Raw genomic sequence first — 19,797 nt, forward strand, 5'->3', positions numbered from 1 at the left:
TTTTCTCCCTTCCATTAAATCTGCTTAATTTCTTTTACATTTGCGCTTTTATCAACAGTAAGAACACCCGTATATTCGATTAGTTCAATCTCACAGTTCGGTCCTACCGTAACATTATTTCCTCTTACCGTTCTTATGTGAGCATAATCAATATCGATATTGTCACCTTCTAATAGTTCAGCCTCTAATTGCATACCAAATACTGATTTAAACAGCCTACTAAAAGTACTTAGTCTATGCTTTACTTTAATCGTTTGACCACCAATTTCTTTCGCTCGACATGTACCGTGAATATTAATATTTATTTCATCAGCGCTTAATAATCCGCCAATTGTAAATTGTCCTTCTGAAGAAAAAGTATCCACTTCACAATTACCGTCAATTGTAGCTTGACCATTGACCTTAAATTCTTCACCAGTGACATTTCCACCTATCGTACCTTTTCCTGCAATTTTCAAACTGTTTGCCTTTACATCTTGCGTAATTGTTGCTTTCCCATCAATTCGCATCGTTTCAGCATGAACTGTGCCATCGACTTTACCAGATCCGCTAATTCGTGCACTGCTACTTTTCAAATCGCCAGTAACTGCACCGTAACCGTTACATTCAAATTGCTCACATTCAACATTTCCATTCACAGTTCCTTTTCCGTTTAATTGTACTTTATGAAACTCGCCGCCATTGGATGAACCGTAACCATTTATAATCAAATTATCTGTACGCATACTTTCTCCTCCACTACAACAATTTAGTTTTTAATGCTTCGGTATATTTCATAATCGCTTCGCGTAAAACGATTTTAGTGCCTTTTTCAAAAATTAAATCGTCCACGTTTGAAACTAATAAACATGTAGAAATCCCTAATTTTCGGACAACGATTAAATCACAAGTTTTATGTTTAATTGTTTCATAATTTTCACGTAAAACTTGCAAGACCATTTTTCCTTCTTCTAAACTAATCTCTCCCGATTGTAGTAATTCTTCTAACATGTACACATAAAGAATATCTACAAATTGAAACTCTGCTGTTTTATTCGTTTGTTCTATGAAAAATTGTAAAACTGGTTCTGATGCAATCTCCTTACGTAAAATGTCTTCCTTTGTTAAAAGAATTTCTCTCACACTCGGTGAAAACATATTCGCTAGTTCATCAAGTGATAAATCCTCTTTCATCGTTTGGATCTTATCGATGCGCTCTAATATCTTTTCTTTCGGAAAAAATGTCTCTTGACCCGTGAATGTTGACTTTCGTACAAACCAATCTTCCGGTATTAAATTTTTTCTCTTCCACCTATATAACTGTCCGTATGAAATACCAGTTAGTTCTAATAAATCTTTTTTTGAAATTAAATCTGTACTCAACTGTATAACACCCCTTCCTGATAACAATGTAACATAACACTGTTACGCTGTAAATAGACTTTTATCACAAGTAGGGTAACAATGTGTAAAACAAACCTATTCCCACATACAAAAAAAGGCTCTTACACATCTTATGAAAATGCGCAAAAGCCCTTATATATCAAGATTTAAACCAAATATTATAAAAATCAATCCAACCTTGTGAATTAATCATTATATTTTGGACTTTTTCATGTGTACTTACCTCTTGTTTATTACGATATAAAGGAATAATATGAATTTGACGTAACAAAGTATCCTCAATATCGCGTAACAGTGTAACTCTTTTCTCTAATTCTTCTTGTTTAAAATAAGGAGACAACTTTTCATGAAAGTCCATGCTGCTTTGTCCATGAATAAAACTATTTTTTGTAAGAAACATATATAATAGACTATCTTCTATTCGTTCACTTATTGTGGCACTATCATGCATCATATCGGCCTTTTGTATCGTACTTACTTCCAATAGCTCTTCTATGTCAAGAAAATTATTTTCTACACGAATCCCGTACTTCACACACTCTTTTTGTATCCATTGTGCATCTTCAACATGATCTCGTCCTGTAAATGTGTAGAGTTGTAGCGCTTCATTATGATAAGTACTCCTTTTAATTAAACTTTCTACATCTTCCTCAATCTCTACAATGCTTTCACCTGCTAATATTAGTTTCTGTGCCACTTCTCCACGTTCTCCGCCGAGTTCTTGAACGATTGTATAACCATGAATGATTTTATATAATGCTTTCCGAAATAACTCATCTTGCATTGGTCCTTCTTTCGTATGATTACATGTTATATATGTCACGTTCGACTCAAGCCGAGACAATTCTTTATTATGTTTTTCTTTATCTTTATACTGCGCCTTTACTAAAACATCGTATGTACTTACACCTTGTTCTACATTCCACAACTCAACACGATCTAAAAAAGGTCTTTCACGAAAATATAAAGGATGACCTTCTAAAATGAACAAATTTTCATTACTTTTATATAATTGAAAAGGCCCTGTTCCAATTAGCTCTCCTGCTTCATCTTTATTCACGATAGAACACTGTTCTGCACTTAGCATATGTAAAAACATTCGATTTTCCGTATGTAATTGAATTTCGACAACGTAGTCATCCACTGAACGAATACTTTCAACGTGTTGTAACATCCATGCGTGTGCATTATTTTCCAGCTTCATAAATCGATTCAATGAGTATATAACATCATGTGCAGTAAGTTGTTTTCCATTATGAAAGTGAACTCCTTTTCGTAAATAAAACGTCCATATTTTTTCAGCATCATTATATTCCCAGTGAAATGCAAGTCTTGGCTCTATAATGTTTGTATTACCGTCTACATACACGAGTGTATCGAATATATGTTTTACCATATGGCATTCTGAACGCATTGTAGCGTATACAGGATCTAATGTGATATCTAAATTCATTTGTACTTGCAACCGGAGTACATCTCTTCTCCCTTCAGATGTCATTTCAATCTTATGACCAAATATTGAATCCACCCAGGAGTGATATTCTTCCTTTACTAATGGAAAATGTGAGCTATAGCGTTCCACAAATATGCTCCCGCTTTTCACATCCCCTTTTTTCGTTATTTCTTTTCCTCTATCTAAAATTAAAGATATCGGGTCCTTTTGAAATATTAACTTAGAACGATTTCCTCTGCCGCGACCTGGAAACCACTTGATCCAATTTAACTCATCTAATTTTTTTATAATTAATTTACTATTACGCTCTGTACAAAATAATGTTTCAGATATATTTTGCACTGTTACTTCCAATTGTTCTCCCTCTTTTTCCCCTTTTCCATAAGCACTCCATAGTTCAATGTATTGATCTAAAATAAACATCATAATCCCCCTAAAAGGTGAAAAATACTCCCTATTGTTTCTACACTTTTTCCAATTCTTCTTTCATCTTATCATTTCAATATAGAAAGGAGGAATTAATATTGAATTATCTCTTACTTCGTTACAATAAACCTATTTTTATTAGACTGTGTGGTGAATTATTAACCAGAACGACTGAATCTATGTTAGCTATCATTATGATTATTTACGTCAATAAAATGTTAAACGGCAATGTAATAATAACTATGCTGATTTTCGGATTACAGCCACTTTCAGACATTTTATTTACACTTATTGCTGGAGGAATTACTGATAAATATGGCCGGAAAAAAATTATGTTACTCGGCTTATTGCTACAAAGTGTTGCAATCGGTAGTTTCGTTTTCGCTCAATCCGTTTTTATATTTGCACTGTTATATGTCATTAATGGCATTGGCCGTTCCTTATATATTCCGGCTCAACGTGCACAAATTGCTGATTTAACAAAAAAAGAGCAGCAAGCAGAAATTTTTGCTCTCCTACAAACGATGGGAGCAATTGGATCCGTAGTCGGCCCTTTAATCGGTGCAAGTTTTTATAATACTCACCCAGAATATTTATTTATCGTGCAAAGTGTAACCCTTACGATATATGCCGTTGTTGTTTGGACCCAGCTCCCAGAAACCGTTCCACCAATAAGTATGTCAAAACAAACAGTTGAGGCAAGTTCACCAAAGCAATTTATTTTTAAACATTACGCCATATTCGGTCTTATGGTTTCTACACTTCCTATTAGCTTTTTTTATGCACAAACTGAGACGAATTATCGTATTTTCGCAGAACATGTATTTCTTAATCTCGTATTCATACTCGCATTTATTTCAACATGTAAAGCCATTTTGGAAATCATTCTACAAATCTTCCTCGTAAAATGGTCTGAACGATTTTCTATGGCGAAAATCATCCTTATTTCTTACGCCTGCTATACAATAGCTGCAGTTGGCTTTAGTTATTCAACGACGATATTGTCGTTATTCTTCACCTTACTCTTTTTAGTCATTGGAGAAAGTATTGCTCTAAACCATTTATTACGATTCGTTTCAGAAATTGCACCTCATGATAAACGTGGTTTATATTTTTCAATTTACGGTATACACTGGGATATATCTCGAACGTGTGGACCAGTTATTGGTGCAGTTTTATTAAGTAAGTTAAATGGAAGTATGCTGTTTTATATTTGCGCTAGTTTCTTATTAGTTGGAGGTATTGTACAAGCGTTATTTGTTCAAAATTTGGAACGAAAAAAAATCGCAAACCAGCCTACACATAATTTATAAGTTACTACTTTTTCAGTAGATCAACATTTCTTATTGGATGCATGCTAAAAAACAAAAGTGAAGTATTTCGCATATGAAATGAGACGTTCCTTGTTTACAACTAAAACACCTCACTTAAAGAGCGAGGTGTTTTTGAAATCACTTAATTTCTTATCCTGCCATTTTATTAATACTATCCTCTGGTGAAAACACGGAAATATGATCTACATTACCAGTCGATTTTGGAATGACAAATTTTAACTCATACTGGTTATTTACTTTGTATACATATATTTTGTCTCCACCATTCCCTTTAACTGAAGATGGTTTTCCTAACACTTTTTCAATTTCTTGTAATGTAATCGATTTTAGTTCTGCATGATATGAGCGTACATCAAAAACTTGTGACCCTTTATTAAATCCAAAAACAACATTTTTATTTGTAAAAGTTGCGTACATTCCGTTCCCTGCTTGTTCGGTTTTATTCGCTTTCCCCCATGCTTTTTCTATTTCTTCAATATCCCCTGTATGGGCTCCAAATAGTACATTAGGTACTTTTCCTTCTTTTGCTAATTCAAACAAATCTTTAATGTGGTTAATTGATTTTTGATTAAATGTTCTATTTTTCGAATCTGGCTCAGTTGATGGTTTTGTTGTTTTTTCATTACTTGGTTTTGTTTCAAGATTTTTCTGTTCTTCTGAAGAATTACTTTGTTTATTTTTATTATTTTCCAAAGTTGGATTTGTTTCGTTTTTTCCGTCTGTCTCTTTACATGCGGCTAGCGCAAACATACATGTAAACACCAAAAATAACATAACTATTTTTAAATATATTTTCATCATTTTTACCCCCTATTGCATCTTATTTATTTCGTTAACCAACCCATTACACTACTTTTCAAATTATGTTTGTTCCAAAAAGTCAGTACTTCACTCTCTCAAAAAGCTTGTACAAAATATATTACAAAAGCTGTTTCTAAAAAGTAACCAAGTCTGTTATATCCGAAGTAACTACCTCCTGATAAACGAAACCATTTTCATCTCCTTATTTAACCCTTCTCTTCTCAATGACAATATCCTCTATCTATCACTTAAAACATGTTGTCACAACAGCTCCTTCAAACAGAAAAAAAACCAGTAGGAAGTGATTACTCTTTTCCTACTGGTTGAAATGAAATTAAATGGTAAATCTTAGCTTCTTAAAAAGTGTAGCGATAGTGTTTTTTACAGTTTCAAAATTATAAACAAACGTGTTATCTCCACTTAACGATGAAATACATGTTAAACCTGCAGCTTTAATAAAAGCTTTTACATCTACAAGCATAGAATTAGCCTCCATGAATTTAATTACAATCATTATAACAGGTGTTTTACGATGCTAACATGAAAGTAATAAATAAATTTCTATTATGAATTTATCCTGCTATTTGCCGGGCAGTAAAATCTCCACCTCAAAATTCAGCAGAAGCAAAGAAGTTAGATAGGCAGGGCTGCCCGTAAAAGCCTTATTGGTTCAACTAATAATACACCAATTCAATGTCATATAAAAAAGCTGCCCCAAAAGGACAGCTTCAAATATGTATATTATACTTCGATTGATTTACCATCTTCAACAATATGATAAAGTAAGTGCGCTAAATGATGAATTGGACCGTATTCTTCCTCTTCCTCATCTGTTTCGCCTTGGAATTCAAGATCGTTTAAGTATAGCGCTAAAAATTGATAATATAGTTTTAAATCAAATCCGTAGCACGCAGTTGGTTCTTCATGATCCCCTTCATATTGTAACATTAAGTATTGATCATTTCCTTCTGCATCTTCTGCATCAAAGAATACGAAGAAGCCAACGTTTGTATCTAAATCAAATAAATGACGAGTACCTTTTTCAGTTGCTTTATTGAAGTCCTCTTCACTTAATTTATGTACTGTTGTCGCTTTTGCATTATCTTCTTGATGGAAATTTACTGTAAATGATTTCAATGCTGACACCTCCTGATTGTATAATACTAGCATAACATATAAAAAGGACTGCTTACAAATGTAAACAGTCCTGCTACATTCATTTCCGCATTGCTCGTAGTAAAAAACTCACAATGAAAATCAAAATAACCGCACCAATTAAAGCAGGAATGATTGCAAATCCGCCTATTACAGGACCGAAACTACCAAGTAATTTCGTACCAATCCAAGAACCGATAATACCAGCAATAATATTACCAATTACACCAGCTGGTACATCCCTTCCAGTAATTAAGCTTGCAAACCATCCTAATAAACCACCAACGATTAAAGACCAAATCATATAATAACCTCCTTTATATTTAACCAATCAAAATATAATTAGAAACAATTGCTTACCATTAGTTATGTGACATTTTTCATAAGTTATTCATGCTGCTCAACTATAAGACTTTTGAGAATAATACAGACTGATAAACCATTTTTCGGACTAACGATTTATCCGACTTATTATTAACACATTAAGGACAATCTGGCTTCAATATTGTTCGCATAAACTCTTCTTTAAAAGCAGGATAGTTAAAACCAACAGCAATTCTTTGAATCGGCCGACCATCAAACCTTGTTGGTTCAGCTATTTTTCTAAAGTCAGCTACACTTTGGCCCCTAGTCACATCATTTGTCGTACTAATCCACACTGCCGATTTTTTATATTCAAAAATACTATCATTTATAAACGAGACAAACGGTAGTAAATCGTGTATAGGGCTTCCACCAATACCCGGATATTCTTTTTTATAGAAGTTCTCATAATAAAAATCAATCATTGGTTTAATGAGTTTCGCCTGTCCAGTTCCTTGTCTATCTATTATATTGGCCATTTCAGGCGTAATAAGCGCGCCCTGTGTTACATTTAACGGGTATATACTAGCGTTTTTCGCATATTTCATAACAATATTTGCTGCAATTGGATCACCATAAAAATTCGCTTCAGATACTGGTGTAACATTACCTGGAAATAGGAAAGCACCGCCCATTATATAATACGAACAAATACGATCCATTATATTGGGATACAATAAAAATAACGTAGCAAGCGTCGTTAGTCTTCCTGTCGCCACAATTATAATATCTTCTGGACAAGGTTCGATTAATTTGATTAATTCACAAAAATTTTCTCGTTTACAAATTCTCATCTCAGGTGGATTAATAGGACCTAAACCGTGATCCCCATGGATTTCAGGGAAAAACAAAGGTTCTTCAGCTGTCATCGGCCTACTCGCACCTTCAATAATTTTTACATGTGTAGCATAGTACCTTTCTAAAAAATAAACATTTTCCGTAACGATTTCTCGTGATACATTCCCGTACTCTGCAACAATACCTAGAATATCTAATTTACATGTTTTATTTGCATAAATTAACGCTACGGCGTCATCAATACCAAAGTCTCCAAAAAAGATGATTTTCTTATTAACTATTCTCACCCCTCTTCAGCATAATCTACTATTATTATTATGTGAAAAAGACAAGGCGGTGAAACAGCGCAAACTAAAAAAGCCGCCTATTTATTGGCGACTTCAATCTTTTTATAAGACAAATATGCTAGTACATTTTTACTCGAATCGTATTTCGGGTTATTTCCTTTTCTCGGCTCTCTCATATGTGTCTTTTCAAATCCAGGAATGTCCGGCATTTTCCCCATAAATTCAAGCATTTCTTCCTCAGTACCTTCAATGCGTACACGAATCATTATAACTATTCCTCAATTCTCAGTTTCTCTGTACTAAGTATATCGTACTTCAGAAAGACTGCAACACATTTATCTTTTTAATGTTGTACTTTTTTTACATATAAACATAGCCATTTCAGTATAGAATGAATCTACTTTATTATTTTTAAATTGAATATTAAAATATCCCTTCATTTCGTTTGGTGCTTTCATCATACATTCTGTTAATTTTTCGCGCTTTTGTACAGGGACATTCATCATATTACACCACCAGTCAAAATCAAACTTCTTATCAAAAGTAAGACATGACTGCATTTGCAAACCGTTTTTTTCTAATAAAGTAAGCCATTCTGTCTTTTTTAGAGCTCGTTCATGACTTGGGTCCCGCTTTTTTTCTATAAAATTATAAAATGTATCATATTCATTATTTTCTGGCGAAACATTATCTATTAAGATGAATAATCCATTATCCTCCAACGTACGATTTACTTCAAAAATAAATTGAGCCGGATTCGTAAAATGATGGGCTGCAATCCGGCATGTAATTGTATCAAAAAAATGGTCTGCAAATGGTAAATCCTCTGCGTTTCCTACTACAAAAGACACATTTCCATGACCATTCTGCTTTATAAAACCTTTTGCTTCTTCTAACATCTGTTCTATTAAATCAAGTGCAACTACTTCTTCAAACATAGGTGCTAACATATTCGCAACATGTCCGCCACCAGTAGCAACATCAAGAAGACGATTATTATGGCGAGACGCAACTTGTTGAACTACATATTGTAAGTCCTGTCCTTTAGCATGTATTTTACTATTCACATACTTATCTGCATTACTGCCAAACTGTTTTTTCACAAGCTCTTCCTTACTCATTTTATCATCTTCTTTCTATTGTTATTTACATATACGATTCATATAATTATTACAATTCTCTTCATGTATTTTCAAATCCTCTTTTCATCTCACTTCTCATCAAGTTTACCTATAATCAAAATAATATAATTTTACGTTTTACCATTAAACAAAAAAGGCTACGGGAACTTGTCCCCTAACCTGACTAAATATTTATTACATTTTTATTTCTTCGTATATATCTATATAATATAAATCCTCTTTCAACTTCATAATAACATCTACTTCGTTATAAGTAGCCTCACGAGCATGTAAACCAAATTGATCCATACCAATCCATATCCACCCAGGTGTATGATATAAAACATCTAAGTTAAAATAATCTAATTTAGTAAGCTCCGATGTAATAAATTTATCTTTATTAGCGATTTGTTTATCTAGTAAACCATATTCTTTACCATTTTCAAATAGCGATATAACTTTCCCTACAATCGGATGTTCACGAACAATAAAATGATATTCCTTTTCCTCTACATTTGCCACAATCAAACGAGAAACAGATAAATCAGCCCCCGAATTCGACATATTTGTTTATTCACCTCCTTATATAGGTTTCTTCAATATAATAACAAATGAATATTCAAATTAAGTTAATATAATGTAAAAAATAAAAAGCTGACTTCCCTTTAGAAATCAGCCTTTACAATTTGATCAACTTTATACTTTTACAAATTATTATAATGTTTCTTTTTCCTCATCATTTCCGGAAACTAAACTTCCTATAGCATCCGCTGTTACTTCTACTACAAATTCACAAATACCTGCTACAACTTCTCCAATTACTTCATCCATCTTTTTACCCCCTTATTTTATGCAACTTATTTGTAGTATAGAAGAAATTGGTGAATGTAAACTATCGAAAAAGGTGACATAAACCTTACAAAATTGTAAGCTCTTTCATCCCTTTACTTACTTCCTTTGAAACTCCAAGTATTTTTAGCAGACATATAGGCCATCATAATATGAAGAAAGTAATAATCTAGTGTCAGGAGGCGTTTAATATATATTATGTAAAATTAATTAAAGGTCAATCTTTCTACGCTTTTGACCATCGTTTCTTAGTGTCTGAAGAAGAAGAAGTTTCTGAGAGAATTTATAATTACTTACGACGTAATGAATTTTTTGAAGTACGTAAAGAAGAATATTCTGCTTAATTACAAAAAGCATTAAGAAAAATATCATCTTATTATGATATATTCTTGATGCTTTTATGTAAATTGCTTCTTTTCAACAATTGTTGTGGACTCTATTATAATATTCTAGTATTTGTCCAAGATAATTCATCCCTATTTCCGTATTTCAGTATATGAAGAGGTTGTGAATATGACTCATATCATTGATTATTAAGCTACTCAACCTATAAGTAAAACTGATGCAACAACTTTTGCAATCCCCTCTTCTCCAAACAAAGTAATTCTAGCAAATTTGAAATTGAGAATTTCAAGTAGAGATTCACGTAATAATCGAGTAGAATTAATAGCTACAGTTGGTGTAGAAGGTATAACTGAGATTTCACAAGTTTTATTCCGAATTTTCCTTGATAACATTGAAATTTTCAATACACAAGTAGGTATTGAATCAACAAATTCTGAACAATTTTACGTACAAACATTCCAAGCTACAGACCAAAACGTTAGCAGTGGAACACACGAATATTCATTAACTGTAGAAAACCTTATTAGTAGTGCAAGTACAGAAGTTGCTGGTCCTCTATCTTTTAGCGCTTTAGCTATTGGACAAGAGCGTAAATATTGCTAATTGAAATTAATGTTTAATTTTGTACTTTGGAAAAGCAAGACGTAGTTATACGTTCTTGCTTTTTTATATTTATCCTTACTTTCTATTAGCTTTAATCATGAATTTTTTACGTTTTGCTTCATTTATTTCATCAATTAATACATCAAATTTTTTACAAATCAAAAAGATTGAAATCCAATTATGAAACACGTAATATAGACTCTGACTCTAAAAAAGTTCGTATAAAAATACTACATAAATAAGGAGGTTTTATATACGAGTTTTTCATTTTAAAAGACGGAGAGGTTTTATGTTATGTGGCGTAATAAAAACGTTTGGATTGTTTTAATTGGGGAGTTTATTGCAGGTCTAGGATTATGGCTTGGTATTCTTGGCAACCTTGAATTTATGCAAAAATATGTCCCTTCTGATTTCATGAAATCAGTTATATTATTTATCGGACTATTAGCCGGTGTTCTAGTTGGACCTATGGCTGGCCGTGTCATCGATCAGTATGAAAAGAAAAAAGTTCTTCTTTACGCTGGGTTTGGTCGAGTTTTAAGTGTTATTTTCATGTTTTTTGCTATTCAATTTGAAAGTATCGCATTTATGATTGCATTTATGGTTGCTCTTCAAATTTCAGCAGCATTTTATTTCCCTGCATTACAATCTGTAATTCCACTCATCGTACGTGAGCATGAGTTATTACAAATGAATGGTGTACATATGAATGTTGGTACAATCGCTCGTATTACAGGTACTTCACTAGGTGGAATTCTTTTAGTTGTGATGAGTTTACAGTACATGTATGCCTTCTCAATGGCAGCATACGCCTTATTATTCCTCTCGACTTTCTTCCTACAATTCGAAGACAAGAAATCAACAACACCAAGTAAACAAGCTGCAAAAGATAATAGCTTTATGGAAGTATTTCGTATTTTAAAAGGAATTCCTATTGCTTTTACAGCACTTATACTAAGTATTATCCCTCTATTATTTATAGCTGGGTTTAATTTAATGGTTATTAACATTAGCGAAATGCAACATGATCCTACGATTAAAGGGTTCATATATACAATTGAAGGTGTCGCATTTATGTTAGGTGCCTTCGTAATTAAACGTCTATCTGATCATTTCAAACCTGAAAAATTACTATATTTCTTCGCAGTTTGTACTGCTTTTGCACACCTTTCATTGTTCTTTAGCGATATAAAATGGATGGCTCTTACATCATTTGGTTTGTTTGGGTTTAGCGTTGGCTGCTTCTTCCCTATTATGTCGACAATTTTCCAAACGAAAGTTGAAAAAAGTTATCACGGTCGCCTCTTCTCATTCCGTAATATGTTTGAGAGGGTTATGTTCCAAATCGTCTTACTTGGCACAGGGTTCTTCTTAGATACAATTGGGTTACAATATATGGTTCTCATCTTCGGAGTCGTTTCATTATTGATTATTTCTATTTCCCTTTCTAAGCAGAAACATTATGAAAAACAGCATTCGCAATCTGCGAATTTATAAAATAAACAAAGAAGTATGGATATAATATTGAATCCATACTTCTTTGTTTTATAATACGCCTATTTATTACGTTTATTGAAATTATCTAAAGGAGTAGCCCTCTTTTATTTCGAATAGATTATAAAGAGTACTCTTTATAAAAGGAGTGGTAAAATGTCTGATGGCATCCAAGTATTTATTGTCCTGCTCTTTGCAATTGCTCTGTTTAGCATCCTAAACTTTTTAGCCATTTCCTTATCTGGACATAGTTTTAAAAAAAGAATCGTGGCAGGTTTCATATTTTTACTACTGACTCCCATTGTCTTTTTGACTATCGCAACATTTGCTTCTATATTCGATAAAGCAGGATTTGGCGCAGGTACGTTAGCCTTTATGATCGCAAGCGTATATATAATAAATGGAATAGTGCTTCTGCTTTCCTCTTTATATATCCTCAAAAAAGACATAACATAGGCTATAGTACTAGCATGAATCTGACTTTACACTAGATTCATGCTTATTTAATTTCTCCTAAATTTTTATATGAAATTAAATAATTCTTTAAAAAAATTTAAACTTTATTTATTATAATATCCCTATCGTATTCGCACGTTTATTCAACTTTAAAAGAAAGGAGCACAAAATGAAAAAGGTTCTACTTACAATTCCTATACTAATCATCCTACTTAGTGGATGCAGCAATAACGATATATACGGTTCTTGGGAAGTCGTTGACAATAAAAATGGTGAATGCCCTGTATATTATAAATTTGAAACAGTTGTCAAAAAAGAAAATAAAGAGGAAATTGTGCAAAATTTAGTAGAAATGCAAACCACAAAGAATAAAGACGATTTATATAAAGGCTCATTTGTCAAAAATTCTAATGTATATCACATTGATTATGGTAATTCATTTACATCAGAGCAAACTTTAAAAGTTGCCGACGGTACATTAAATGTATACTTTTTGATAGCTGAAAAATTATGCACGTATAAAAAGAAATGATTACATTTCAGAGGAAACGCAGAAAATATTTTCTGCGTTATTTCACTTTAGAAATCTTCCACAAATACTTAATAAAAACTATAAAATAACTTAAGTTATATAAAATGAATCCTATAATAGACATTTCAATTAACACGTCTACGCTATTTACATCGATACTTTTCAAAATAGGCTAATCCTTCCTCTAAATTTGTCAATCGTTTTAATTTTCATAAAAAAATGATAAAATATAAACATGTGTTTTCAGAATAATTAAAAACGCAGAATGAAAGCACTGTTTTAGGAGGGGTTTTGATGACTTACACGTTAGCAACTAGAATGAAAGCATTCCAATCTTCTATATTTAGTGAATTAGGAGCCTATAAAAAAGAAAAAATTGCAGCAGGTCATAACATGATTGATTTGAGCATCGGAAATCCTGATATGCCGCCCGCTGATTTTGTAAGAGAAACAATGGTACATACAGCGAGTGAGAAAGAGAGCTACGGGTATACATTATCAGGTATTCAAGAATTTCACGAAGCTGTAACTGAATATTACAACAACACTCATAACGTTTTATTAAATGCGGATAAAGAAGTTTTATTATTAATGGGTTCACAAGACGGGCTCGTTCATTTACCTATGGTTTATGCAAATCCAGGTGATATTATATTAGTTCCTGATCCAGGATATACAGCTTATGAAACAGGTATTCAAATGGCTGGTGCAACATCTTACTACATGCCTTTAAAGAAAGAGAATGATTTCTTACCAGACTTAGGAGTCATCCCTGAAGAAATTGCCGATCAAGCGAAGATGATGATTTTAAACTTCCCAGGGAATCCCGTTCCAGCAATGGCTCATGAAGATTTCTTTAAAGAAGTAATCGCATTCGCGAAAAAGCATAATATTATCGTTGTCCATGATTTTGCTTATGCTGAATTTTATTTCGATGGTAATAAGCCAATTAGCTTCCTCTCTGTACATGGTGCTAAAGAAGTTGGTGTAGAAATCAATTCTTTGTCAAAAAGTTATAGTTTAGCAGGTAGCCGTATTGGATATATGATTGGAAACGAAGAAATTGTTCGTGCACTTACTCAATTTAAATCTAATACCGATTACGGTGTATTTTTACCAATTCAAAAAGCGGCATCTGCAGCACTAAGAAATGGCGCTGTATTTTGTGAGAAAAACCGCGATATTTATCAAGAACGGAGAGATACTTTAGTCGATGGATTCCGAACATTTGGCTGGAATGTCGATAAGCCAGCTGGTAGTATGTTTGTCTGGGCTGAAATTCCACAAGGATGGACTTCTCTAGACTTCGCTTATGCATTAATGGATCGTGCGAATGTCGTTGTTACACCTGGTCATGCATTTGGACCTCACGGAGAAGGCTTCGTACGTATTGCACTCGTTCAAGATAAAGAAGTGTTGCAACAAGTTGTTGAAAACATTAGAAATAGCGGCATTTTCACTCTTGAAAAAGTAAATGAATTAGTTAAAAATTAGTTCCCACTCCCCTGCTTAAATTTAGCAGGGGTATTATTAATTGGAGGTACTTTCATATGCATATTAAAGACACTCTTCCCCATCGTTATCCATTTTTAATGACTGATAAAGTAACAAATGTAAAACAAGGTGAATCCGTTACAGGATATAAACTCATTACAAATAACGAATGGTTTATAAATGATAATCAAAAACATATGCCTCATATGTTAATTGTAGAAGCACTTGCTCAGCTTAGTGCATTTGTACATACAAGTGATTCTGAAGGACTAGGATTCCTCTCCTCTTTAGATGGAGTTGAATTCCAAGGAAAAGCATATCCCGGTGATAAACTTGATTTACATTATGAACTAACGCGCAATCGCCGAGGTTTTGTTCTTGGTAAAGGTATTGCAACTGTAAACGACCAGCCTATTGTAACTATAGAAAAACTATTAATATATCAAGCAGATTAAATTGTTCCTTATATCAGTTGGGAATATCTATTCTCAACCAATTAAAAATAAATAGGAAAACATATTACGTAGTTAGGAGCAGGAAAATGGAACGTACTATCGGTATCGATGCTGGAGGCACATTAACGAAAATAGCTTATTTTAACGAAAAAAGGCTATTAACTTTTGAAAAATTTTATTCACATGAACAACATAAAATAATAGATTGGATTAAAAACAACAATGGCATAAAACAAATATGTATTACGGGTGGTAAATCGAAACTATTACAGCAACTGCTTACAGGTTCATATAAAATAATAGAGCTAAACGAATTTGAAGCTACTCTTGCAGGTGTCCAATACATATTAAAAGAAGAAAAACATGCTATACGCAATTTTATTTTAACCAATATCGGTACAGGTACTTCTATCCATTACGTTTATAATGAACAATATATTCGCGCTGGTGGAACCGGAGTTGGCGGTGGGACTATTATGGGACTTTCAAAACTGTTAACAAATATAGATCATTTTGAAGATGTAATCCCTCTAACAAAAGTAGGATCTAGAAAAGAACTAGATATTACGGTTGGAGATATTTATGGTGGTATTCTTTCCCCTATCGATAATAACTTAACTGCTAGTAACTTCGGAAAAGCAGCCATTACAGAATCAAATAATAGTAGCTCCGATATACTAGCTACTGTACAAGGACTTGTCGGTGAAGTCGTTACTGCATTAAGCCTTCAATTCGCTGAAACAAAAAACATTGAACATATTATTTATATTGGTTCGACTTTATGTAATAACGTACAACTTCAACATATTATTAGTAGCTACACCGAATATCAAAATAAAACACCAATCTTTTTACAAGATGGTGGTAATAGCGGTGCAATTGGTGCATTACTTCATGCTACGAAATAAAAAGCTGACTTTTGTCAGCTTTTTAGAAATGGCACTTCAAATTCAATAATTGATTCCCCGTTCTCTCCAATTCGCTCCACGCTTATTCTATCAATCACACAATTTAACTTCCCATGAAAACTAGGAATCTCCTTCACTACTTCAGCAGCTAATTCGGCACTTTCTTTTCTTCCGACTGTTACATGTGGGATGTACGGAATGTCTTCTTTCAAAAATTGTAATAATGATCCTGCATTCTATGATAAGAAATTTTGTATACTAACTCCATCTTCTCCCCTCCATTATTTCAACTGGCTTACTGGATATTTAGCAAATAAAGATTTCCGAAAATCTTTATCTTCCACAAGCATTTTAATTTTTTCATTATGATCGTTAAGAAACTTTACTACTTTCTTTTTATCCCATATATCATCTTCTTTTGGAAAATCATCAAATTTCCCATGCAAGATTGATAGGATTTCCTCCCTTTTCATTATAAATTTTATATTCTCTACCTGAAACTCGTAACTGTTTGCATTTGGCACTAAAACTACAAGATAAATAATGTTAAAGAGAAAATTCTTCTTCATCGTATCTTTCTCATCAAACCAATACGTCTCAATCATTTCTTCTGTAAGAGCCCCACTCTCTTTTGCGCCATAGTTCACTTTTATATTTTCATTTTCTAAACTTATACTTTGAACTGTTCCACCACCGGGTAAATGATTAATAATTGCAACCACATCTGAATTTTTACCAACGTATGTCCCAGTATATTTCTTAAAATCATCTGAACTAACATCATATATATCTTTTATTCTTTCTCCATTAGAACAAGCCGTAATAAATAAAAAAATTGTTAGCATAACGATTATGTTATGATGCATATATTTCATTTAGCATCCCCCATTTTTATCGATATTTCGTTAATTACAATATTTACTTTCAAATCCCTTTTTAAATATACGCATTTTAATCAAAATTAAAAATTTTCATTTTTTATGTTTACAATTATCCATTAATTGTATATACTTACTAACGTAAGAAAAAAATTCTAAAAGGAGGTCGAAGGAAATGATGAAATTACAATTACATGCATTAACTTTAGCGTTAACTGCACCTGTGTTTTCTGGACAATTAAATATGAATTCGACCACCCTAATGGAGAATTGAAAATCGTACTTTATTTCATTTAATTCATAAATTCGCCACAGGAGGTCGTATACTTTCCTGTGGCTTTTTCACGCCCCGCCATAGGAGAACTGTATCTTCCTGTGGTTTTTTTGCGCGGTTTTTTTAGTCTCTTACATTATTTTTCTAAGAAAGGAGCAACATTCAATGACTATTAGCGTATTGTTTTTAAGTATTACGATTCAAAGAAATACAATTTCCAAAGATGAAATTCTTCATAATGAGCAAATTGAAAAAGCTATGAATGATGTTAAGGAGCGCCAAGCACTTTACTGTGATCACCTGTAATTCCTTTTCGAAAGGAGGAATTCATTTATGACTTTTCATATTTTCTTTTTTACGACTGTGCTTCAAAAAAATACTTTATCTGAAACTGAAATCATTCGTAAACAACAGTTAAAACAACTGACTGATAAAATAACTGACATTAAAAGTTCATACTACACTCAAATGTATTAAAAATATATTTTAAAGGGGTAATATATTCATGAAATTTAAAGCATTCTTTTTAACAATCACCATTCAAAAACGTAAGCTTTCACAGAAAGAGATTTTACGTGAGCAACACATCCAAAACATTATGGACGAAGTAAAAGAGCGCCAATCTTCTTATTACACTCGTCTTTTCTAAATCACTTATAAAGGGGTAATTATCCAATGAAATTTAAAGTATTCTTTTTAACCATTACCATTCAAAAAAATAAATTTTCTGAGTCTGAAATGCTTCATGAACGACAAATTAATCAAGCTATGGATTCTGTAAAAGAAAGACAAAGTCATTACTGTAGTCATCTGTAATTCCAATTCGAAAGGAGGAATTCACATATGAAGTTTCACCTTTTCTTTTTAACGATTACGATTCAAAAAGAAACAATATCTCAAAATGAATTAAAACAAGAAAGACAATATAAACAAGTTATTAATGAAATTCGAGATCGTAGAAGCAAATACTACACTCACCTTTAATCGTTTAACTATATAGAATTGAAAGGAGTCGATTTTGATGTTGATAGCGTGCTGTAAGGAAATGATTTGGATAGTTCAGAGGGATTCCACATAGTTTTATAGAGCCTTATATCACACAAGTTCATCACTGAATTTGATGTATAAAAAATATATAATAAAATCAAATCAACCCACTTTTAATTATTTTTTATAAACAAAAGATACACCACTTAAAAAGCGGTGTATCTTTCTCAGGTTTTACTATTTCCGATTACTTCTCTTCGTCTTAAACAATCTCACTAAGTTCGAAACAACTGTTTTTGTTACTGCATAAACTGGTACTGCTAAAATCATTCCGATGATTCCAGCAAAGTTACCTACCCCTAAAATTAGGATAATAATTGTTAATGGGTGGATGTTTAATTTCGAGCTCATAATACGTGGTGAAATAATATTACTTTCAAACTGTTGTACAATTGTTACGATAATAATTACGTATAAGGCTTGCATCGGAGATACGAACAGTCCTACAATAACAGCTGGCGCTGCCCCAATAAATGGACCTAAGTTAGGAATGATGTTTGTAAATGCTGCAATAATTCCTAAAACGAAAGCGTACGGTAAATCGATAATTAAATAACCGATAAAAGTAAACGCACCTACAAATATACAAACGAGCGCTTGCCCTTGAATATATGCAGATAATGTTTCGTTCGTTTCCTTAATGATACGAAGCCCCTCTTCACGGTAAGACTCTGGTAATAAACTTACCGCTTTTCCTGGAAAGGCATGTCCATCTTTAAACATGTAAAATAAAATGAACGGTACAGTAAATACAACTAATGCAACGTTCGTGATAATACCAAATAAAGCCGTTGCACTCGACGTAATTGTATTTGGTATATCTTTTAAGTATTCAATCGCATTTTTTTCAATTGTTTCAATGGAAACGTAGTTTTGTGTAGATAACCATTCAAACAACCTATGATGTGATAATTCTTGTATGTATACTTTTCCCTCTTTTATGTAGCCTGGCATATTTTTCACTAAGTCCATTAGCTGTTGTGAAATCGTAGGAACAACTACTCCAACGCCAACCGCAGTTAATGTTATGATAAAAAGATATAACAGTAATATCGCTAAATTTCTAGGTACTTTTTTATTCTCCAAAAAGATTAATACAGGATTAAATATGAAGTATAAAAAAAGCGCGATTAAGATTGGGAAAAATAATGTTGATATGAAGATACCAATCGGTTGAAATAAAAATGATATTTTTGTGCAAATAAATATGATTCCTACAACCATTAGCACTTCTAATGTCCAAAAGTGCACTTTTGATTTCAAAAAAACGGCCTCCTTTAAACTAGCACTTCTCTTCATTGTACCAAAATAAGTATGAATTTCACATAATATTTTCCTTTA

Annotated in this window: 27 protein-coding genes and 2 pseudogenes; 14 read left to right on the forward strand and 15 right to left on the reverse strand. The window is 32.6% G+C overall.

The genetic code is table 11. The features are described from left to right. Positions 1-14 precede the first annotated feature (14 nt). From ACLBXA_RS06440 to ACLBXA_RS06450, 3 genes are all read right to left on the reverse strand, one after another. Positions 15-725: a bactofilin family protein gene (locus ACLBXA_RS06440; protein ID WP_001258382.1), complete on the reverse strand. Its 711-nt coding sequence runs from the start codon at positions 723-725 to the stop codon at positions 15-17. Between the two features lie 13 nt (positions 726-738). Further along, entirely contained in the window at positions 739-1,362 is a 624-nt protein-coding gene (locus tag ACLBXA_RS06445) for a YhbD family protein (protein ID WP_000102243.1), read from the reverse strand. Positions 1,363-1,522: 160 nt separating this feature from the next. Beyond that, positions 1,523-3,259: an ABC transporter substrate-binding protein gene (locus ACLBXA_RS06450; RefSeq protein ID WP_017763287.1), complete on the reverse strand. Its 1,737-nt coding sequence runs from the start codon at positions 3,257-3,259 to the stop codon at positions 1,523-1,525. A gap of 101 nt (positions 3,260-3,360) precedes the next feature. Here ACLBXA_RS06450 and ACLBXA_RS06455 point away from each other — a divergent pair, with 101 nt between their 5' ends. Further along, a complete protein-coding gene (locus ACLBXA_RS06455) occupies positions 3,361-4,575 on the forward strand; it encodes an MDR family MFS transporter (RefSeq protein WP_001108447.1) in 1,215 nt (404 codons plus the stop codon). A 150-nt stretch (positions 4,576-4,725) separates the two neighbouring features. Here ACLBXA_RS06455 and ACLBXA_RS06460 read toward each other — a convergent pair whose 3' ends face one another. From ACLBXA_RS06460 to ACLBXA_RS06500, 9 genes and pseudogenes are all read right to left on the reverse strand, one after another. Beyond that, positions 4,726-5,397 carry a YjgB family protein gene (locus ACLBXA_RS06460; RefSeq protein ID WP_017763288.1) on the reverse strand — a complete coding sequence of 224 codons (672 nt, stop codon included), beginning with the start codon at positions 5,395-5,397 and terminating at the stop codon, positions 4,726-4,728. A gap of 23 nt (positions 5,398-5,420) precedes the next feature. Continuing rightward, positions 5,421-5,591: pseudogene (locus ACLBXA_RS06465) on the reverse strand (aminopeptidase); the annotation flags it as partial. Between the two features lie 140 nt (positions 5,592-5,731). Next, entirely contained in the window at positions 5,732-5,878 is a 147-nt protein-coding gene (locus tag ACLBXA_RS06470; RefSeq protein WP_000959552.1) for a hypothetical protein, read from the reverse strand. A gap of 260 nt (positions 5,879-6,138) precedes the next feature. Beyond that, the gene (locus tag ACLBXA_RS06475) at positions 6,139-6,534 is read right to left on the reverse strand and encodes a hypothetical protein (protein WP_000834883.1); all 396 of its coding nucleotides are present in this window, start codon (positions 6,532-6,534) and stop codon (positions 6,139-6,141) included. A gap of 79 nt (positions 6,535-6,613) precedes the next feature. Continuing rightward, positions 6,614-6,856 (reverse strand): GlsB/YeaQ/YmgE family stress response membrane protein, encoded by a 243-nt coding sequence (locus ACLBXA_RS06480; protein ID WP_447617146.1) that lies wholly within the window; start codon positions 6,854-6,856, stop codon positions 6,614-6,616. A 178-nt stretch (positions 6,857-7,034) separates the two neighbouring features. After that, on the reverse strand, positions 7,035-8,000 hold the full coding sequence (locus ACLBXA_RS06485) for a nucleoside hydrolase (RefSeq protein WP_017763289.1): 966 nt from the start codon (positions 7,998-8,000) through the stop codon (positions 7,035-7,037). Positions 8,001-8,077: 77 nt separating this feature from the next. Further along, positions 8,078-8,266: a DUF3970 family protein gene (locus ACLBXA_RS06490; protein WP_000621885.1), complete on the reverse strand. Its 189-nt coding sequence runs from the start codon at positions 8,264-8,266 to the stop codon at positions 8,078-8,080. Between the two features lie 69 nt (positions 8,267-8,335). Next, positions 8,336-9,121, reverse strand: a complete 786-nt coding sequence (locus ACLBXA_RS06495; RefSeq protein WP_332277422.1) for a class I SAM-dependent methyltransferase — start codon at positions 9,119-9,121, stop codon at positions 8,336-8,338. 195 nt (positions 9,122-9,316) lie between these two features. Beyond that, on the reverse strand, positions 9,317-9,685 hold the full coding sequence (locus ACLBXA_RS06500) for a hypothetical protein (RefSeq protein ID WP_000071474.1): 369 nt from the start codon (positions 9,683-9,685) through the stop codon (positions 9,317-9,319). A gap of 476 nt (positions 9,686-10,161) precedes the next feature. On the opposite strand from ACLBXA_RS06500, the gene ACLBXA_RS06505 reads away from it, so the two are divergent. From ACLBXA_RS06505 to coaW, 8 genes are all read left to right on the forward strand, one after another. Beyond that, positions 10,162-10,314, forward strand: coding sequence for a YqbF domain-containing protein (locus ACLBXA_RS06505; RefSeq protein ID WP_074789873.1), 153 nt, complete (start codon positions 10,162-10,164; stop codon positions 10,312-10,314). Positions 10,315-10,519: 205 nt separating this feature from the next. Beyond that, positions 10,520-10,918, forward strand: a complete 399-nt coding sequence (gene exsC, locus ACLBXA_RS06510) for an exosporium protein ExsC (RefSeq protein WP_223837280.1) — start codon at positions 10,520-10,522, stop codon at positions 10,916-10,918. A 294-nt stretch (positions 10,919-11,212) separates the two neighbouring features. Beyond that, positions 11,213-12,415, forward strand: coding sequence for an MFS transporter (locus tag ACLBXA_RS06515; RefSeq protein ID WP_335386127.1), 1,203 nt, complete (start codon positions 11,213-11,215; stop codon positions 12,413-12,415). A 153-nt stretch (positions 12,416-12,568) separates the two neighbouring features. Then, the gene (locus ACLBXA_RS06520; RefSeq protein WP_447617147.1) at positions 12,569-12,868 is read left to right on the forward strand and encodes a hypothetical protein; all 300 of its coding nucleotides are present in this window, start codon (positions 12,569-12,571) and stop codon (positions 12,866-12,868) included. 169 nt (positions 12,869-13,037) lie between these two features. Continuing rightward, a complete protein-coding gene (locus ACLBXA_RS06525) occupies positions 13,038-13,400 on the forward strand; it encodes a hypothetical protein (protein ID WP_000757023.1) in 363 nt (120 codons plus the stop codon). A 294-nt stretch (positions 13,401-13,694) separates the two neighbouring features. Beyond that, positions 13,695-14,894 (forward strand): LL-diaminopimelate aminotransferase, encoded by a 1,200-nt coding sequence (locus ACLBXA_RS06530; RefSeq protein WP_000222704.1) that lies wholly within the window; start codon positions 13,695-13,697, stop codon positions 14,892-14,894. Between the two features lie 56 nt (positions 14,895-14,950). Next, positions 14,951-15,349 (forward strand): 3-hydroxyacyl-ACP dehydratase FabZ family protein, encoded by a 399-nt coding sequence (locus ACLBXA_RS06535; RefSeq protein ID WP_000547673.1) that lies wholly within the window; start codon positions 14,951-14,953, stop codon positions 15,347-15,349. Between the two features lie 86 nt (positions 15,350-15,435). Next, a complete protein-coding gene (coaW, locus tag ACLBXA_RS06540) occupies positions 15,436-16,257 on the forward strand; it encodes a type II pantothenate kinase (protein WP_000442499.1) in 822 nt (273 codons plus the stop codon). A gap of 14 nt (positions 16,258-16,271) precedes the next feature. Here the strand turns inward: coaW and ACLBXA_RS06545 are convergent. Both ACLBXA_RS06545 and ACLBXA_RS06550 read right to left on the reverse strand, forming a co-directional pair. After that, positions 16,272-16,487: pseudogene (locus ACLBXA_RS06545) on the reverse strand (2'-5' RNA ligase family protein); the annotation flags it as partial. A gap of 51 nt (positions 16,488-16,538) precedes the next feature. Continuing rightward, positions 16,539-17,132: a DUF4825 domain-containing protein gene (locus ACLBXA_RS06550; protein ID WP_447617148.1), complete on the reverse strand. Its 594-nt coding sequence runs from the start codon at positions 17,130-17,132 to the stop codon at positions 16,539-16,541. A 442-nt stretch (positions 17,133-17,574) separates the two neighbouring features. Here ACLBXA_RS06550 and ACLBXA_RS06555 point away from each other — a divergent pair, with 442 nt between their 5' ends. The 5 genes from ACLBXA_RS06555 to ACLBXA_RS06575 are packed head-to-tail and all read left to right on the forward strand — an operon-like array spanning position 17,575 to position 18,393. Continuing rightward, entirely contained in the window at positions 17,575-17,715 is a 141-nt protein-coding gene (locus ACLBXA_RS06555) for a YrzI family small protein (protein WP_000156193.1), read from the forward strand. A gap of 27 nt (positions 17,716-17,742) precedes the next feature. After that, a complete protein-coding gene (locus ACLBXA_RS06560; protein ID WP_000142727.1) occupies positions 17,743-17,886 on the forward strand; it encodes a YrzI family small protein in 144 nt (47 codons plus the stop codon). Positions 17,887-17,914: 28 nt separating this feature from the next. Next, positions 17,915-18,058, forward strand: a complete 144-nt coding sequence (locus tag ACLBXA_RS06565; RefSeq protein ID WP_000668963.1) for a YrzI family small protein — start codon at positions 17,915-17,917, stop codon at positions 18,056-18,058. A gap of 26 nt (positions 18,059-18,084) precedes the next feature. Next, positions 18,085-18,225, forward strand: a complete 141-nt coding sequence (locus ACLBXA_RS06570; protein ID WP_000669805.1) for a YrzI family small protein — start codon at positions 18,085-18,087, stop codon at positions 18,223-18,225. 27 nt (positions 18,226-18,252) lie between these two features. Beyond that, positions 18,253-18,393: a YrzI family small protein gene (locus ACLBXA_RS06575; RefSeq protein WP_000668498.1), complete on the forward strand. Its 141-nt coding sequence runs from the start codon at positions 18,253-18,255 to the stop codon at positions 18,391-18,393. A 240-nt stretch (positions 18,394-18,633) separates the two neighbouring features. Here ACLBXA_RS06575 and ACLBXA_RS06580 read toward each other — a convergent pair whose 3' ends face one another. Next, entirely contained in the window at positions 18,634-19,719 is a 1,086-nt protein-coding gene (locus ACLBXA_RS06580) for an AI-2E family transporter (RefSeq protein ID WP_000837892.1), read from the reverse strand. Positions 19,720-19,797: the final 78 nt, after the last annotated feature.

It is taken from the genome of Bacillus sp. D48C, assembly GCF_053345735.1.

What these genes read in the sequence shown, in the direction of transcription:
- ACLBXA_RS06525 (WP_000757023.1), top strand. Translation starts at nt 13,038, where the DNA reads ATGAAAAAGGTTCTACTTACAATTCCTATACTAATCATCCTACTTAGT.
- ACLBXA_RS06480 (WP_447617146.1), bottom strand. Translation starts at nt 6,856, where the DNA reads ATGATTTGGTCTTTAATCGTTGGTGGTTTATTAGGATGGTTTGCAAGC.
- ACLBXA_RS06495 (WP_332277422.1), bottom strand. Translation starts at nt 9,121, where the DNA reads ATGAGTAAGGAAGAGCTTGTGAAAAAACAGTTTGGCAGTAATGCAGAT.
- ACLBXA_RS06550 (WP_447617148.1), bottom strand. Translation starts at nt 17,132, where the DNA reads ATGAAATATATGCATCATAACATAATCGTTATGCTAACAATTTTTTTA.
- ACLBXA_RS06560 (WP_000142727.1), top strand. Translation starts at nt 17,743, where the DNA reads ATGACTTTTCATATTTTCTTTTTTACGACTGTGCTTCAAAAAAATACT.
- ACLBXA_RS06515 (WP_335386127.1), top strand. Translation starts at nt 11,213, where the DNA reads ATGTGGCGTAATAAAAACGTTTGGATTGTTTTAATTGGGGAGTTTATT.
- coaW (WP_000442499.1), top strand. Translation starts at nt 15,436, where the DNA reads ATGGAACGTACTATCGGTATCGATGCTGGAGGCACATTAACGAAAATA.
- ACLBXA_RS06565 (WP_000668963.1), top strand. Translation starts at nt 17,915, where the DNA reads ATGAAATTTAAAGCATTCTTTTTAACAATCACCATTCAAAAACGTAAG.
- ACLBXA_RS06530 (WP_000222704.1), top strand. Translation starts at nt 13,695, where the DNA reads ATGACTTACACGTTAGCAACTAGAATGAAAGCATTCCAATCTTCTATA.
- ACLBXA_RS06440 (WP_001258382.1), bottom strand. Translation starts at nt 725, where the DNA reads ATGCGTACAGATAATTTGATTATAAATGGTTACGGTTCATCCAATGGC.
- ACLBXA_RS06535 (WP_000547673.1), top strand. Translation starts at nt 14,951, where the DNA reads ATGCATATTAAAGACACTCTTCCCCATCGTTATCCATTTTTAATGACT.
- ACLBXA_RS06460 (WP_017763288.1), bottom strand. Translation starts at nt 5,397, where the DNA reads ATGATGAAAATATATTTAAAAATAGTTATGTTATTTTTGGTGTTTACA.
- ACLBXA_RS06570 (WP_000669805.1), top strand. Translation starts at nt 18,085, where the DNA reads ATGAAATTTAAAGTATTCTTTTTAACCATTACCATTCAAAAAAATAAA.
- ACLBXA_RS06555 (WP_000156193.1), top strand. Translation starts at nt 17,575, where the DNA reads ATGACTATTAGCGTATTGTTTTTAAGTATTACGATTCAAAGAAATACA.
- ACLBXA_RS06520 (WP_447617147.1), top strand. Translation starts at nt 12,569, where the DNA reads ATGTCTGATGGCATCCAAGTATTTATTGTCCTGCTCTTTGCAATTGCT.
- ACLBXA_RS06490 (WP_000621885.1), bottom strand. Translation starts at nt 8,266, where the DNA reads ATGATTCGTGTACGCATTGAAGGTACTGAGGAAGAAATGCTTGAATTT.
- ACLBXA_RS06575 (WP_000668498.1), top strand. Translation starts at nt 18,253, where the DNA reads ATGAAGTTTCACCTTTTCTTTTTAACGATTACGATTCAAAAAGAAACA.
- ACLBXA_RS06450 (WP_017763287.1), bottom strand. Translation starts at nt 3,259, where the DNA reads ATGTTTATTTTAGATCAATACATTGAACTATGGAGTGCTTATGGAAAA.
- ACLBXA_RS06470 (WP_000959552.1), bottom strand. Translation starts at nt 5,878, where the DNA reads ATGCTTGTAGATGTAAAAGCTTTTATTAAAGCTGCAGGTTTAACATGT.
- ACLBXA_RS06500 (WP_000071474.1), bottom strand. Translation starts at nt 9,685, where the DNA reads ATGTCGAATTCGGGGGCTGATTTATCTGTTTCTCGTTTGATTGTGGCA.